Annotated in this window: 19 protein-coding genes; 6 read left to right on the forward strand and 13 right to left on the reverse strand. The window is 70.9% G+C overall.

The features are described from left to right. The 6 genes from V5P93_RS12390 (at window position 1) to V5P93_RS12415 (ending at window position 5,479) form a co-directional block, all read left to right on the forward strand. Complete coding sequence (locus tag V5P93_RS12390; RefSeq protein ID WP_104480468.1) at window positions 1-483, forward strand: hypothetical protein; 483 nt, start codon at window positions 1-3, stop codon at window positions 481-483. A gap of 133 nt (window positions 484-616) precedes the next feature. Continuing rightward, window positions 617-2,668: a flagellar biosynthesis protein FlhA gene (locus tag V5P93_RS12395; protein WP_104480467.1), complete on the forward strand. Its 2,052-nt coding sequence runs from the start codon at window positions 617-619 to the stop codon at window positions 2,666-2,668. Beyond that, complete coding sequence (locus V5P93_RS12400; RefSeq protein WP_146108114.1) at window positions 2,646-4,331, forward strand: hypothetical protein; 1,686 nt, start codon at window positions 2,646-2,648, stop codon at window positions 4,329-4,331. Before V5P93_RS12395 ends, V5P93_RS12400 begins: the two co-directional genes overlap by 23 nt. Before the next feature lie 110 nt (window positions 4,332-4,441). Continuing rightward, entirely contained in the window at window positions 4,442-4,693 is a 252-nt protein-coding gene (locus V5P93_RS12405) for a hypothetical protein (protein WP_104480465.1), read from the forward strand. A 119-nt stretch (window positions 4,694-4,812) separates the two neighbouring features. Next, complete coding sequence (locus V5P93_RS12410) at window positions 4,813-5,265, forward strand: hypothetical protein (protein ID WP_104480464.1); 453 nt, start codon at window positions 4,813-4,815, stop codon at window positions 5,263-5,265. Between the two features lie 70 nt (window positions 5,266-5,335). Beyond that, complete coding sequence (locus V5P93_RS12415; protein WP_181043603.1) at window positions 5,336-5,479, forward strand: hypothetical protein; 144 nt, start codon at window positions 5,336-5,338, stop codon at window positions 5,477-5,479. A 94-nt stretch (window positions 5,480-5,573) separates the two neighbouring features. On the opposite strand, the gene V5P93_RS12420 is transcribed toward V5P93_RS12415, so the two are convergent. The 13 genes from V5P93_RS12420 to V5P93_RS12480 form a co-directional block, all read right to left on the reverse strand. Further along, the gene (locus tag V5P93_RS12420; RefSeq protein ID WP_104480463.1) at window positions 5,574-6,671 is read right to left on the reverse strand and encodes a flagellar biosynthesis protein FlhB; all 1,098 of its coding nucleotides are present in this window, start codon (window positions 6,669-6,671) and stop codon (window positions 5,574-5,576) included. Next, complete coding sequence (locus tag V5P93_RS12425) at window positions 6,668-7,435, reverse strand: flagellar biosynthetic protein FliR (RefSeq protein ID WP_245931406.1); 768 nt, start codon at window positions 7,433-7,435, stop codon at window positions 6,668-6,670. The genes V5P93_RS12420 and V5P93_RS12425 overlap by 4 nt, the downstream gene beginning before the upstream one ends. 19 nt (window positions 7,436-7,454) lie before the next feature. Next, window positions 7,455-7,727: a flagellar biosynthesis protein FliQ gene (fliQ, locus tag V5P93_RS12430; protein WP_104480462.1), complete on the reverse strand. Its 273-nt coding sequence runs from the start codon at window positions 7,725-7,727 to the stop codon at window positions 7,455-7,457. Window positions 7,728-7,761: 34 nt separating this feature from the next. Then, the gene (gene fliP, locus V5P93_RS12435; RefSeq protein ID WP_104480461.1) at window positions 7,762-8,718 is read right to left on the reverse strand and encodes a flagellar type III secretion system pore protein FliP; all 957 of its coding nucleotides are present in this window, start codon (window positions 8,716-8,718) and stop codon (window positions 7,762-7,764) included. Next, window positions 8,715-9,134, reverse strand: coding sequence for a flagellar biosynthetic protein FliO (gene fliO, locus V5P93_RS12440; protein ID WP_104480460.1), 420 nt, complete (start codon window positions 9,132-9,134; stop codon window positions 8,715-8,717). Before fliO ends, fliP begins: the two co-directional genes overlap by 4 nt. After that, window positions 9,134-9,874, reverse strand: a complete 741-nt coding sequence (gene fliN, locus V5P93_RS12445; RefSeq protein WP_104480459.1) for a flagellar motor switch protein FliN — start codon at window positions 9,872-9,874, stop codon at window positions 9,134-9,136. The genes fliO and fliN overlap by 1 nt, the downstream gene beginning before the upstream one ends. Next, window positions 9,871-10,863 carry a flagellar motor switch protein FliM gene (locus V5P93_RS12450; RefSeq protein ID WP_104480458.1) on the reverse strand — a complete coding sequence of 331 codons (993 nt, stop codon included), beginning with the start codon at window positions 10,861-10,863 and terminating at the stop codon, window positions 9,871-9,873. Before V5P93_RS12450 ends, fliN begins: the two co-directional genes overlap by 4 nt. A gap of 134 nt (window positions 10,864-10,997) precedes the next feature. Then, on the reverse strand, window positions 10,998-11,441 hold the full coding sequence (gene fliL, locus V5P93_RS12455) for a flagellar basal body-associated protein FliL (RefSeq protein WP_104480457.1): 444 nt from the start codon (window positions 11,439-11,441) through the stop codon (window positions 10,998-11,000). Window positions 11,442-11,457: 16 nt separating this feature from the next. Then, window positions 11,458-12,345 (reverse strand): flagellar motor protein MotB, encoded by an 888-nt coding sequence (locus tag V5P93_RS12460; RefSeq protein ID WP_104480456.1) that lies wholly within the window; start codon window positions 12,343-12,345, stop codon window positions 11,458-11,460. Further along, window positions 12,345-13,109, reverse strand: coding sequence for a flagellar motor protein (locus V5P93_RS12465; protein WP_104480455.1), 765 nt, complete (start codon window positions 13,107-13,109; stop codon window positions 12,345-12,347). Before V5P93_RS12465 ends, V5P93_RS12460 begins: the two co-directional genes overlap by 1 nt. Continuing rightward, window positions 13,109-13,441, reverse strand: coding sequence for a flagellar FlbD family protein (locus tag V5P93_RS12470; protein WP_104480454.1), 333 nt, complete (start codon window positions 13,439-13,441; stop codon window positions 13,109-13,111). Before V5P93_RS12470 ends, V5P93_RS12465 begins: the two co-directional genes overlap by 1 nt. A 147-nt stretch (window positions 13,442-13,588) precedes the next feature. Beyond that, entirely contained in the window at window positions 13,589-14,419 is an 831-nt protein-coding gene (locus tag V5P93_RS12475; protein WP_104480453.1) for a flagellar hook-basal body complex protein, read from the reverse strand. A 65-nt stretch (window positions 14,420-14,484) separates the two neighbouring features. Then, window positions 14,485-14,907, reverse strand: a complete 423-nt coding sequence (locus V5P93_RS12480) for a flagellar hook assembly protein FlgD (protein ID WP_104480452.1) — start codon at window positions 14,905-14,907, stop codon at window positions 14,485-14,487. Between the last annotated feature and the right edge of the window lie 11 nt (window positions 14,908-14,918).

Genomic DNA, 14,918 nt, shown 5'->3' on the forward strand with positions numbered 1-14,918 from the left:
ATGACAGAGGCGCTGCCGGTTCCGAAACAGGTCCGCGACGTCCTGTCCGACCTGTTCAACAAGGATGTCACCGTGAACATCGCCGACGTGCCGTCGGCCGATGACGTGTCCGCGGTCGCGGTGTACACCCGCGACCCGGGCATGACCCTGCACGGTGTCATCGGGTTCGACCTGCAACTCGCCGCCAATGCCGCCGCCGCCATGGGGCTGGTGCCCCCTGGCGGGGCGGAGGCATGCGTCGAGGACGGCGAACTCAGCGGGTTGTTGACGGACATCCTCAAGGAAGTGTGCAACATCCTCACCGTGCTGTTCACCCGCGACGGTGGTCCGCACGTCAAGTTCAACGCCCTGTACACCCCGGCCGCCGCGATCACGGGCGACATCCGCCCGCACCTCGCGGCCCTGGGCAACCGGCTCGACCTCAAGGTCGACATCGCCGGTGGTTACAAGGGAGGCATGCTCTCCGTGGTCGCGACCCCCTGATAGGGGGAATCGATAAGCGGTATGCCGACTTCTCAGTAAAGCTGGTTACCTGCCGATGAGGACGGCAGCGACACGCCAGGAAGGCAACGCGAGGCCAGGGATCGGCCGACGACCGGCTATTCCGGGATGGGCGATGAACTCACGGCGTTTGAGCCAGTTCGCGGTACCCGCGGGCGTCATCATGATCATCGTGCTGATGGTCGTGCCGATGCCCACGTTCCTGCTCGACCTGTTCATCGTGCTCAACATCGCGCTGGCGCTGTTGATCGTGCTGATCAGCATGCAGGTCCGCAAGCCGTTGGAGTTCTCGGTCTTCCCGTCGATCCTCCTGCTGGCCACGTTGTTCCGGTTGGCGCTGAACATCAGCGCCACCCGACTCGTTCTGCTCGATGGTGACGCCGGGGCCGTCATCGGCGCCTTCGGCCACGCGGTGGTCGGTGGGTCGCTGGTGGTCGGCCTCGTCGTCTTCTTCATCCTGATCGTCATCCAGTTCGCGGTCATCACCAACGGCGCGGGCCGGGTCGCCGAGGTCGGCGCCCGGTTCACCCTCGACGCGATGCCCGGCAAGCAGATGGCCATCGACGCCGACCTCAACGCCGGGCTCATCGACGAGCCGGAGGCGCGCAAGCGCCGCGCCGAGGTGACCGCCGAGGCGGACTTCTACGGCGCGATGGACGGTGCCTCGAAGTTCGTCAAGGGCGACGCGATCGCCGCGGTGGTCATCACCCTGATCAACCTCATCGGTGGCTTCTCCGTCGGCCTGATCCAGAAGGGCATGTCCCCCACCGACGCCATCAACTCCTACAGCCTGCTGACCGTCGGCGACGGCCTGGTCTCCCAGATCCCCGCCCTGCTGCTGTCGGTGGCCACCGGCCTCATCGTGACCCGCGCCGCGGGTGACCAGAACATGGGTTCCCTGGTCACCTCCCAGTTCGGCGCCAACCGGATGGCCATGCGCATCGGTGGCGTCGCGCTGCTGGGCCTCGCGCTCATGCCCAACATGCCGATGCTGCCGTTCCTGCTCGTCGGCGGCGGCCTGCTGTTCGCCTCCAGCCGCGTCCCGAAGCCGGGCGCGGAGACCCCCGAGACCGACGCCGAGACCGCCGAGTCCACCGAGCTCGCCGCGCCCGACGCCACCGAGACGCTCATCGCCGAGATGCGGGTCGACCCGCTGGAGCTGGCGCTGGCCACCGACCTGGTCGACCTGGTGGACGCCGCGGGCGGCGACCTGCTGGACCGGGTCCGCGCGCTGCGCCGCAAGATCGCGCTGGAGCTGGGTGTGGTGATGCCGCCCGTGCGCACCCGCGACGACCTCGACCTGCCGCTGTCCTCCTACGTCATCCGGATCAACGGTGCCGACGTGGCCCGCGGCTTCGCCCCGCCCGGCACCGTGCTGGCCATCGGCGACGACCTGGCCGCGCTGCCCGGCCGCGAGGGCACCGAGCCGGTGTTCGGCCTGGCGGGCAAGTGGATCCCGGCCGAGCTGCGGCACCAGGCCGAGGCGCTGGGCGCCACCGTGGTCGACCGCGCCTCCGTGCTCGTCACCCACCTCGCCGAGGTCACCCGCACGCACGCGGGCAGGCTGCTGGGCCGCGAGAACGTGCGCCAGCTGACCGACGTCGTGCGCCGCACCCACCCGATCGTCGTCGAGGAGCTGACCCCGGCGCTGCTGAGCCTGGGCGAGATCCAGCGCGTGCTGCACCGGCTGCTCGACGAGGGCGTGCCGATCCGCGACCTGGTCGGCATCTACGAGGCGCTCTCGCCCGCGGCCAAGTCGGGCGCGGACCTCGACCGGCTGGTCGAGGCGGCCCGGTCCGCGCTCGGCCCGGCCATCGCCGCGCGGCTCGCGGTGGACGGCGTGCTCTCGGTGATCACGCTGGACCCGCGGGTCGAGCAGATCCTGCTGGAGAGCGTGCGGGTGACCGACCAGGGCGACCGGTTGGCCATCGACACCCAGTCGCTGGAGGCGCTGGTCGGTGACATCGCCGACCTGTCCAGCCGCGCCGAGAGCCAGGGCTACGCGCCCGTGCTGGCGTGCGCGCCCCGGCTGCGCACCCCCCTGTACCGCCTGGTGCACGCCGCCGTGCCGCGGCTGGCCGTGCTGTCGTATTCCGAACTGTCCGGTGGTACCCACCGGATCGAGACTGTCGGAGTGGTGAACAGTGGCTACACGCTTGCTGCTTGAGGGTCCTGACCTGGAAGAGCTGCTCGACCGGGTCCGCAACGAGCACGGGGCGCACGCCCGGATCGTCTCGGCGGACCGGTTGCGCAAGGGCGGCGTGGCCGGGTTCTTCTCCAAGCAGTGGTTCGAGATCGGCGTGGAGGTCCCCGAACCGGGGGACCCCACGGTGCCGAAGGAGCAGGTGCTGTCCGTCTCGGACCTGCTGGCGCTGGCCGACAAGGACGACGGTGCCGTGGCGACCACCCGCGTGCCCGAGCCCCGAGAGGGCGACGAACCCCCGACCGGCGACACGCCGGTCGGGGGTGACCCGTTCGCGGAGTTCTTCTCCGCGGCGACGGCGGACGACCCGCCCCCGGTGAACGGGGAGGGGCGGCTCGGGGCCGAGCCGCTGGAGACCCGCGGGGACGCGCCGGTCCGGCGACCGGACCCGGGCTACGACCCGGTGGCGGCGTTGCGGGCGCGCGTGGGCGCGGCGCCGCAGCCCGCCGTGGACCCGGCGGACCTCGGCGGGGGAGTGGCGGGGCTGGAGGCGGACGTCGCGTCGGCGTTGCGCGCCCGGGCGGGGATGGCCGGGTTGCGGGGTCGGGTGCGGCAGCCGGAGACTGGTCCTGATCGTACGGACACTGTGGACACCGAGAAGGGTGCTGCCGACGTGTTGAGGGCGCCTGCTGCTCCAGTCGCACTGCCGGACCCCGTCGAGGCGCCCGCGCCCGCGGGCGCGGTGCTGCCCGCGATGTTCCCGTCCGTGCAGCGGCCGGACGAGGGCGGGCGGATGTTCACCGCGCACTCCGTCGACGCGCCGGAGGAGGAGCAGGTCGAGGAGCCCGTCCAGGCGTCTGCGTCCGTCCCAGCGCCCGCGTCCGTCCTCGCGCCCGCGTCGGTGCAGGTGTTCGCGCCGATGCCGTTGGCCCCGTCGGTCGAGGCGCCCGTCGAGGAGGTCGAGCCCGAGCGGAGCCTGGTCGAGGAGGTCGCCCCGGTCGAGGAGCCGGTCGACGACCCGGCGTCCTGGGTCGTCGACGAGGAGCTGATCGCGCCCCGGCTGCGCTCCAAGGCCCGGCACGCGCTCCCGGACGACGATGACGACGACCCGGCGTGGCCCACGACCGACGAGCCCCCGCACGCGGACACGGCCACCGGCCGCCAACGCCGCTGGGACACCCCGGTGCCGACCGACCTGCTGGTCGCCCTGCCCGGCAAGGTGATCGTGGTCGCCGGGCCGCTGGAGCAGGCCGCCGTCGCCGCCGAGTGGATCTGCGCCAAGCTGCGCCTCGGCCCGGGCGCGGTCATGGCGGCGGGCCCGGACGTGGTCGGCCGCGGCCGGGTGCTGGGCCCGGAGCACGCCGCCGACCTGGCGGAGGACCTGCGCCGCAAGCCGGTCCCGTCCGTGGTGGCCATCGACGCGGCCGTGGAGGACCCGGAAGGCGGCCGGTGGGCGGGGTCGGTGGCCGCGGCCCTGGGCGCCAAGCACATCGTCGCCGCCGTCGACGCGACCCGGAAGACGGCCGACCTGCGCAGGCACCTGGCGGCCCTCGGCGGCGTCGACGCCCTGGCCGTGTACGGCACCGCCGCCAGCGTCGACCCGGACTCGGTCCGCGAACTCGGCCTGCCGATCCTCACGATCGACGGTTACCCGCCCGAGGGACCCAACCGCCGCCCCGGCTACTGAAAACCCCTCAGCTGCGGCAGGCGAGTGCCGAACACAGGGGAAAGCGTCCCTCCACCAGCGTGCCACTCCCGCCGGTGGGGCCATGACACGTCGCCCCTCGGGAGGCCCCGTTGTTCCGCTTCTCCACCCTGGCCGCCGCGCTGGTCATGAGTTCCCCCGCCCTCTACGGCGCCTTCGTCTCGGGCAGCCTGGACCCGGTGGACGCCGTCATCCGCTTCCTGATCGCCGTCCCGCTCGCGGCGATCCTGCTGGCCATCCCCAGGGCCATCTTCAACCGCTACAACGCCGGTCAGCCCGACCACGAACTCCAGTCCCTGCTCGTCCAGGCGGGTGCCGTCCGCACCGACCGCCCCCACGACTGACCCCGCGCGCACCCGACGGGCCCGCACTCCACAGTGGAGTGCGGGCCCGTTCGGCGTTAACCCGCTTGCGCGCCGTTGCGCCCGGGTGGTCGACTTCCGCCCGCGAGCGGGGAGGGGCGATGGCGGGGGAGCGGTTCCGGGATCCGATGACCAGCCTCTACTCGTTGGCGGGGGAGGCCATCGACGTCGTCTGCCCCCGTTGCGGGAAGCGGGCGGTGGATGTGCCCCGGCCCGTCGACGGCGAGTTCGTCTTCCGGTGGCCCCGGACGCTCACCTGCGTCCACTGCGCCTACGGCAAGACCTGGGAGCCCGGGGTCAGCCGCTGGGGCGGGCCGTGCGACCCCTTCTTCGACACGCCGCTGTGGCTGCGGTCGCCCTGGCGCGGTCACACCCTGTGGGCCCTCAACCGCACCCACCTCGACCTGCTCGAACACCACATCGCCGCGCGGCTGCGGGAGCACCCCGGGGGCGGGTTGAGCATGCTCGCGCGGCTCCCGGCCTGGATGACCGCCGCCAAGAACCGCGACGGGATGGTGCGGGTGCTCCGCGAGCTCCGGGCCACCCTCGACTGAACCGGGGGTGGTTGGTTCTCGGGGAAGCCGGGTACGTCCGGGGCAACGAAGTCGACCAAGGGAGAGGTTGATGGCCGGCCTGTTGAACCGGATCAAGACGTTCCTGCGGAGCCCGCGCGGTCGGGAGCTGTCGGCCAAGGCGCGGGCGCTGGCCAGAGACCCGCGCAACCGCGAGCGGGCTCGTCAGGCCGCGCGCAGGTTCCGGCGGCGGTGATTCCCCGCCGGGGCGGTGGCGGGGCAGGCCACCGCCCGAGGCGCGCGGAAAGGGGCGGAGCACCGAGTGCTCCGCCCCTTCCGACGTCCACGGACTACGCCGCCGCCTTCGCCGACTCGGGCATGGTGTGGGTGCCCGCCGCGCTGCCGCGGGAGCGGAGGCGGTGCAGGAACGCCAGCACGTGGGCCACCGGGGCGAACAGGTCGACCGGGATCTCCTGCCCCACCTCGCACCCCGCGTACAGGGCCCGGGCCAGGGGCACGTCCCGCACGATCGGCACGCGGTGCTCGGTGGCCTTCTCGCGGATCTTCGCCGCGATGACGCCCGCGCCCTTGGCCACCACGCGGGGGGCGCCGCGGGCGGGGTCGTAGCGCAGGGCCACGGCCACGTGGGTCGGGTTGGCCATCACGACGTCCGCGGTGGCGATGTCGGCCATCATCCGGTTGCGGCTCATGGCCATCTGCCTGGCCCGGATCTGGCCCTTGATCTGCGGGTCGCCCTCGACGTTCTTGTGCTCGTCCTTGACCTGCTGCTTGGTCATCCGCAGTTCCTTGCCGACCCGGCGCTTGGCGACGATGTAGTCGGCGACCGCCATGACCAGACCCGCGGCCGCGGCCAGGCGCAGCAGCTTGAGCACCGTGCTGCCCAGGGTGTCCACCAGGGACTGCAACGGGAGCGAGCCGGAACCCATGATGACCGGCACCAGGTCCTTCACCGCCGTGTACAGCACCGCGGCCAGGATGCCCGTCTTGAGCAGGGTCTTGACCAGCTCCCACAGCGACTGCGGGCCGAACATCCGCTTGATGCCCTTGAGCGGGTTCAGCTTGCTGAACTTCGGTTTGAGCAGCTTCATCGCGGGCCGCAGGCCGCCCTGGGCGCCCGCCGCCGCGAGGACCGCGAGCAGGGTGGCGCCCAGCAGCGGCGCGACCGCCAGCGCGCCACCCTGGAAGGCCTCGCCGAGCAGCCGCAGGGCGTCGGCCTGGTCCGGGGCCGCGATGAACTTCGCGATCTTGTGCAGCACTCCCGAGCTGCTGTCGAACAGGTCGGTCAGGGTCATCGGGATGACCCACGTCGCGACCAGCACCGAGGCCCAGGCACCCAGGTCCTGGGTGCGCGCGGTCTGGCCTTCCGACCGCGCCTCCTTGAGCCGCTTCGGTGTCGGCTTCTCCGTTGCGTCCTTGTTACCGCTCATCGCCCGATCACCTTGAGCACGGCGTTCGTGGCCTCCTCCGCGATGCTGTGCACTGCCTGGGGGAGCAGGGTGACGGCCATGCCGACCATCACCAGGGTCAACGCAACCTTGGCAGGGAAACCGATCTGGAACGGGTTCAGCGCGGGTGCGATCCGGTTGAGCAGGCCCAGGCCGATGTCCACGCAGAACAGCACCACGATCATCGGCCCGGCGATCAGCACCGCGGCCAGGAACAACCGGCCAAGACCGGTCACCAGGCCGTCGCCCAGCCGCTCGAAGGAGAAGGCACCGGTGAGGGGGACCGCCTCATACGAAAGGGTGAAGCCGCGGATGACGAGCTGGTGCGCGTCGGTGGCGAACATCAGCGCCGTGGCGGTCAGGCCGTAGAAGCGGCCCAGCACCGCGTTGTTGCCGGAGAACGACAGCGGGTCGAACGCGAACGCCAGGGAGAAGCCGCCGAACACGTCGAGTAGGTCGCCCGCGGCCTGGACCCCGGCGAAGATCACGGCGGTCAGGAAGCCCAGCCCGGCGCCGATCACGACCTGCTCCAGCGCCGCGTACATCAGGGTCCAGTCCCCGGTGGACGGGACCTTGGTCGACAGCTTCGGCACCACCGGCAGCACCATGGCCACCGCCAGCATCCCCTTCACCGCCACCGGGATGGCCCGGCCGTTGAACGGCGGGCAGACCAGCAGCCACGCCGCGGCCCTGGTCACCGCCAACAGCATGGCGACCAGGGTGCTGGAGGAGAGCAGCGTCCCCACGACGGCTGGTGCGGCGCGCTCAGCCGTGCAGCAGCGCCGGGATGCGCTCGTACAGGGTGCCGGTGAAGTTCACGATCTCCCGCAGCATCCAGCTGCCGCACAGCAGCAGCGCCAGGGCGCAGCCGATGGCCTTGGGCACGAACGACAGCGTCACCTCCTGGATCTGGGTGACCGACTGGAACAGCGAGATGGCGAAGCCGACCACGAGCGCGGTCAGCAGCATCGGCGCGGCCAGCTTGGCGGTCACCAGCATGGCCTGCATGCCCAGTTCGATGATCGTGGTGTCGTTCACGGCGGTTCCTCAATCCGGGAGGGTCTGGCCGGGACTACTGGTAGGTGCCGACGAGGGCCGTGATGAGCAGGCCCCAGCCGTTGGCGAGCACGAAGAGCAAGAGCTTGAACGGCAGCGCCACGGTCACCGGGGGCAGCATCATCATGCCCAGCGACATCAGCGAAGCCGAGACGACCATGTCGATGACCAGGAAGGGGATGAAGAGCACGAACCCGATCAGCATCGCCGCCCGCAGCTCGGAGAGCACGAACGCGGGGATCAGCGTGGTGTTGGGCACGTCCTGGGCGTTCGCGGGCTTGTCCGCGCCCGCCACCTTGGTGAACAGCGCGATCTCCTCGGGCCGCGTCTGCTTGAGCATGAACTCCCGCAGCGGCTTGATCCCGTCGTTGAAGGCCTGGGACTGGGTCTTCGAGCCGTCGAGGTAGGGCTGCACGCCCTGGGCGTTCACCTCGCTGACCACCGGACCCATGATGAACAGGCTCAGGAACAGCGCCAGGCCCGCCATCACCTGGTTCGGCGGCACGTTGGTCAATCCGAGGGCGTTGCGTGTGATGCTGAGCACCACGAAGATCTTGGTGAAGCACGTGCACAGCAGCAGCAGCGACGGCGCGACCGACAGCACGGTCAGCAGCAGCAGGATCGTCACCGACTCGCTCGGCTTGTCCGGCGTGCCGATCTCGATGGTGACCCCGCCCGGCTCCGTCGGGCCCGTGGGGCCGGTGGGCTGCGCGGCGGCCACGGCGCTCGCCTGCCGGTGCGCCGGGTCGTCCGCCGCGGTCGCGGACCCGGTCGCGCCGAGCAGCCCGACGAGGACCACCAGCAGCGCCAGCACACCGGCCCTGGTCGAGCGCCGCGGCCCGCGTTCCACCGGCGGCTTCGGCGCTTCGAGCACGACGGGCCGGGGCGCGGTGAGCAGCGCGCCCACCGACCGCTGCGCGGGCAGGAACACCGGTGACAGCGCCACCGCCGTTGCGCGCGCCCGGTCGTTCATCGCCGGACCGACCGCTCGCGCAGCGACTCGATGGCCTGCTTCCACGTCCGCGGCGACAGCGCCGACCCGGTGAGCGCCCCGCCCTCGGCGACGGAGGACCCGGTCCCGGCCTTGGGCGCGGCGTCCGGGCCGGTGGTCGTCGCGGTGCGGTGCACCGGCGCGGGCGAGTGGTCGAACACCTCGGCGTCGACGGTGTGCAGCAGGCTCACCCCGGCGTCGGTGACGCCCAGCACCAGGGCCGTCTCGTCCACCTTGACCACCGTGACGCTGGCGCCGCGGGAGAGCTGCGTGCGGGCCAGCACGTCCAGCCCGCCCGCGCGGCGCCCGCGCAGCGGCCTGCGCGCCAGCCGGGCGACCACCCAGAGCGCGATGAAGACCAGGATCAGCGCGAAGAAAACCCGCAGGAGGGCTTCCATCAGAGCGCGTCCGCCGGGGAGTTGCCCAGGATCTCGGTGATCCGGATGCCGAAGTTCTCGTCGATGACCACGATCTCGCCCCGAGCGATGAGCCTGCCGTTGACCAGCACGTCGGCCGGGCTGCCCGCGGCCCGGTCCAGCTCGATGACCGACCCCGGCCCGAGGGAGAGCAGCTCCCGCACCGTCATCCGGCTGCGGCCCAGCTCGACGGTGACCTCCATCTCCACGCCGTGCAGCAGCTCCATGGCGGCCGCGCCGCCGCGGGCGGGTTGGGCGGCCTGCCCCCGCGCCCCCGCGCCACCGGTGTCCACGGCCCGGGAACCGCCCAGCACGACGGCGGCCTGCGCGGCGCCGTCGGCGGACAGCGGCACGATCGTCAGCGCGCCGCCCGCGCCGAGCGTGGCCAGCGCGGCCTCGGTGGTGGTCTGCCTGCCGGGGCCCGCGACCGAGCCGAGCACCTTCGCCGCGGCCTCCAGCGCGGGCGCGATGGCCGCGCCCAGGTCCAGCTCGCCCAGCGGGCTGCCGCGCAGCGCGTCGACGAGCTCCTGGTTGACCAGGATGGCCAGGGTGCCGGTGGTCTGGCCGGTGAGGTCCGCGGCCACCGCGGCACCCGGGAAGCTCACGGCACCGGTGTCGCCCCCGGCGGCGCCCACGGTCAGCGCCTCGGTCACCGGGAGCACGGCGAGGGCGGCCTCGGCGGCGGCGCGCAGCGCGGGCGCGGTGTCGGTGGGGGTGCTCATGCCTGGAACTCCTCCTTGTTCGCGGCCACGACCTGGCAGGCCAGGCGGGCACCGGATTTGGTCGCCACGGCCTGGCCGAACACGCGGCCCGCGGTGGTGATGTCCAGCGGGCGGTCGACCGGGTGGCCCAACGACAGCAGGTCGCCGGGGCGCAGGTCGAACAGGTCGTCGGAGCGCAGCCGGGCGGGCGCGAAGCGCACCGCGATCTCCACCGGCACCTCGCGCAGGCCCTGGGTGAGCAGGTCGCGCGCGGCCTGCTGGGCGGCGCGCTCACCCGCGCTGACCTCGGAGCGCTGGTGGTAGTGCTGCAACGAGGGCAGCAGCGACTGCAGCGGCACGGTCAGGGTGAACTCGCTCTGCGCCTCGCCGACGGTGAGGTCGAAGGTGGCCGAGACCAGCACGTCGGTGGGGCCGCCGACCTGCATGAGCTGCGGGTTGTACTCCAGCGAGCCGAGGATCGGGTCGACCTTGACGAACTCCGCGAGCCCGATCTTCAACTCGGTCAGCACGTCGCCGAGGAGGTCGCGGACGAGCGGGGTCTCCAGGTCGGTCAGCGGGCGCTCCAGCTGCGAGCCGCCCGCGCCGCCGAGCATGTGGTCGATGAAGGTGAGCGACATCTTCTGGGACAGCTCCAGCAGCGAGGTGCCGGGCAGCGGGTCCAGCCGCAGCGGCGCGACGACCACGGGGGTGGTCTCGCGCGCGAGGTACTCGTCGGTGGAGAGCTGGTCCACGGTGGACACCGAGACGCGGCAGACCACGCGCATCTGGGAGGTCAGCAGGATGGCCAGGCGGTGCGAGAACGTGTCGTAGGCCAGTTGCAGGGTGCGCAGGTGCTCGCGCGGCAACTTGGCCGGGCGCAGGAAGTCATAGCTCGACAGGTGGCGCTGGTCGGTGACCAGCCCGCCCGCCTTCGAACCGCCCGCGCGGCGGCCCGGTGATGACGACGACGGTTTCTGCACGTCGTGGTCATCGACCGGACCACCGGGCACCTGAGCGAGGAGCCTGCCGATATCGACCGATCGGGTGACACCCGATTCCTCATCCCCGAGGTTGTTCGATTATGCGTCCACTCGGGACGTTTGGCGTCCTTCCCTGACTTGGTGCATCAATTCATCCGGGCCGGTCACTGCATGACGAACTCGGTGAAGTAGATGCCCATGACCTCCTCGTCGTAGGCCTTGCCGATCTTCTCCTGGAGTTCGGTCTTCTGCGCCTCGCGGGTCTCGTTGCTGGACAGCTCCGCCACGGTGCGGTTGCTGAACTGGGTGACCGCCAGGTCCAGCGCCTTGCTGCCGTCGAGCTTCTCGGTCACGTCGGCGGTGGCCTGCAGCGCCAGCTTCAGCTTCAGGTAGTGCCCGTCGGTCAGGTTCACGGTGATCGCGTCGAGCGCGACCACGGTGCCCGGCTTGGGGGCCGCGGGCTCGCTGGAGCTGAAGAGGAAGAAGTACGCCCCGCCGCCACCGGCGAGCAGCACCACGAGTGCCACGATCAGCAGGAGCTTCTTCTTCGACTTCTTGCCGCCCTCCTCTGGCTTGGCGTCGTCCTTCTTCTTCTCGTCCTTGCTCATGATTCCTCCCTCCGGTTCACTTCTGCGCGGCCAAGGTGGGCAGCAGGGCCCGGACCTCGGCTGGTTGATCGGACAGCACGACCACCTCGACACGGCGGTTGCGGGTCACGGACAGGGGGTCGCTCGGCGGGTACAGCGGCTTGGTGTCGGCGTACCCGGCCGCGGTCATCCGGCTCGCCGGGACGCCCTTGCCGAGCAGGTACCGCACCACCGCGGACGCCCGGGCGGTGGACAGCTCCCAGGAACTGGGGTAGTTCACCGTGGGCACCGGCAGCTGGTTGGTGTGCCCGCCCACCTCGAGGTGGTTGGACAGCTGGAGCAGCGAGGGCTCGATGGCGTCGAGCACCGTCTTGCCCTGGGCCAGCAGCACCGCGCTGTCCCCGCCGAAGACCACGGAGCTGGTGATGATGGTGACCACCAGGCCGCGCTCGTCGATGGTGAACTGCACGCTGTCCTGCAAACCGGCCTTCTGCAACAGCTCCAGCATCTGCTTCTGGATCTCGCGCAGCTTGGCCAGCTCCTCCTCGGCCTTCTTCAGGTTCTCGGAGGCCTTCTTCCGATCGGCGTCGGCGACCGCCTTCTGAGCCTCGGTCTGCGAGAGCGTCGTCATGTCCGCGCCCTCGCCGCCCGCGGCCGAGCGCAGGTTGACCTTGTCCTGGCTGCTGCCCGAGGTGTCGGGGGAGCCCGACGCGCCGCCGGAGATCAGCGTCTGGCTGCCGCCGAAGGCACCGGCCAGGCTCTCCTTGAGCTGCTCGAACTTCTTCGCGTCCACGGTGGACATGGCGAACATGACGATGAACAGCACCATCAGCAGCGTGATCATGTCCGAGTAGGTGAGCAACCAGCGCTCGTGGTTCTCGTGCTCCTCGTCGTGACCGCCCTTGTGCTTGCGCCGCCCGGACATCAGGCGGCCTTGCGCTCGGGCTCGGGCGGCACCAGGCTGCGCAGCTTGCGCGCGACCAAGCGCGGGTTGGACCCGGCCTGGATGGCCAGCACGCCCTCGACCGCGAGCTGCATCTGCTCGCACTCCAGCTCGCTGATCCGCTTGAGCCGGTTGGCCATGGGCAGCCAGATGACGTTCGCGGTGAGCACGCCGAACAGGGTCGCGACGAACGCGCCCGCGATCAGGTGGCCGAGCGAGCTGGGGTCGGACAGGTTCTCCAGCACGTGCACCAAGCCGAGCACGGTACCGATGATGCCGATGGTCGGCGCGAAACCGCCCATGTCGGTGAAGATCTTGGCGCCGACCTTGTCGTACTTGCGCTTGGTCTCGATCTCGCTCTCGAGGATCTCGCGGACCTCGTCGGAGTCGGTGCCGTCGATGGCCAGTTCCAGGCCCTTGCGCAGGAACGGGTCGTCGACCTTCTTGGCCTCGTCCTCCAGGGCCAGCAGGCCCTCGCGGCGGGCGCGGTCGGCCAGGCGGACGACCACGTCGATCATCTGGCCGCTCTCGATCTTCGGGCTGAGCGTGGCGCGCTTGATGAGGCCGACCAGACCGATGGTGTCCTTCAGGATGCCACCCGCCATCGCGGCACCGAGGGTGCCGAAGATGACCAGGATGATCGGCGGGAGGAGGAAGATCGACATGGGATCCCCGCCCTCCATGATCATGGAGACGAAGATGGCGACGAGCGCCAATCCCATGCCGGCAAGGCTGGCGGGATCCATCACCGCCCCCTTTCCGGCAGGTGCAGCAGCGTGGCCTCGGTGGCCTCGGACGCGGTGGAGGCCTCGGCGGCCTTGGCGGCGGCCACCTCCGGTCCGGGGCCGTGACCGGGCACCGCGCGCAGGCCGTGGTCGTGGTCGGCGCCCTGGGCCTGGCCCAGGATCAGCGCGCGGTGCTGGGACACCAGCGCGGCGAGTTCGTCGAGGGACTGGGCCACCACGTACTTGGCCCCGTTGACGAGCGTGATCACGGTGTCCGGGGTGGCTTCCGCGCGCTCGAGCAGGTCGGGGTTCAAGGCGAAGGGCTGGCCGTTGAGTCGGTTCAGCAGTATCACAGCGTCCGTCCTTGGGGGGTGCCTGTAGGAGCCCCTCCATGGGCGCCTGTGGCCTGATATTCGGCAGGCGGCCCACCTGGTTGAGGTGAACCGCCTGCCCTGGTCGTGGTTATCTATTGAGATTTGTCAAGTACCACTTCGGGTTTACTAGCGCTTGAGGTTCATCAGGTCCTGGAGCAGCTCGTCCGAGGTGCTGATGATCTTGGAGTTGGCCTGGAACCCGCGCTGGGCGATGATCAGGTTGGTGAGCTCCTGCGCGAGGTCCACGTTGGACATCTCCAGCGCGCCGGAGACCAGCACGCCCATGCCGTTGGAGCCGGGCGCGTTGACCTGGGCGGCACCGGAGTTGGCGGTGGCCCGGTACAGCGAGCCGCCGACCTTCTCCAGACCGGTGACGTTGGAGAACTTGGCGATCGCGATGCGGCCGATGTTCTGCTGCTGGCCGTTGGAGGCCAGGATGCCGACCAGGGTGCCGTCCGGGGACAGCGAGTAGCTGGCGTAGGTGGTCGAGTCGATGGTCAGCGGGCCGGTCGGCTGGGTCTGGTCGATGACACCGGCGGTGCCCATCCAGCCCTGCACCAGGCCGCCGTCGGCGGAGGTGAGGCGGCCCGCGGAGTCCGAGGCCATCGAGCCCGCGCGGGTGAACGCCTGCTGGCCCGCGTTGTCGATGATGAAGAAGCCGTCGCCCTGGATCAGCATGTCGCCGGTGCGGTTGGTCAGCTGGCTGTTGCCCTGGGTGAAGTTGACGCTCGTGCCCGCGGTCTTCACACCGAGGCCGACCTGCGCCGGGTTCTGCGCGGCGGTGTTCGCGCCCGCCGCGGCGGCGGTGCGGATGCTCTGGCTGAGCGCGTCCTCGAAGACGACGGCCGAGCTCTTGAAGCCACTGGTGTTGACGTTGGCGATGTTGTTGCCGGTGACGTCCATCATGGTCTGGTGGCTGCGGAGGCCGCTGATGCCCGAGAACAGGGAACGCAACATGTGAATACCGCCTTTGTGTCTTCTCTGGGGGGTTTGGGTGGTCGAGCCGGTCAGGTCAGCAGCCGCTACGCGGCTTCGCGCTGACCGGTGACCATCGAGAGGGGAACGTCGGAGGTGCCGATCCGCACGGTCGGGCTGGCACCGAAGGTCGCCGAGGTGACGGTGCCGGTCTGGGTCGCGCCGTCGATCGAGGTCTTGTAGGTGACGGACTTGCCGACCAGGGCGCTGGCCTGCGCGCTCAGCGTCGAGGTGAGCAGGCTGGTCTGCGCGTCGGCCAGGTTGGTCAGCTTCTCCACCTGGGTCAGCGTCGCGGTCTGCTGCATGAACGCGGTCGGGTCGGTGGGGCTGCTCGGGTCCTGGTAGCGCAGCTGGGCGACCAGGAGCTTGAGGAACGCCTGCGAGTCCAGGGACGTCAGCGGGTTCGTCGTGGTCGTCTTGGACTGGCCGGCGGCGCTGTTCGACGTGCTGCCGGAGATGGGGGTGGTCATGGGTCTCCTTG

This window comes from Actinokineospora auranticolor, assembly GCF_041897805.1.
Lineage (GTDB): Bacteria > Actinomycetota > Actinomycetes > Mycobacteriales > Pseudonocardiaceae > Actinokineospora > Actinokineospora auranticolor.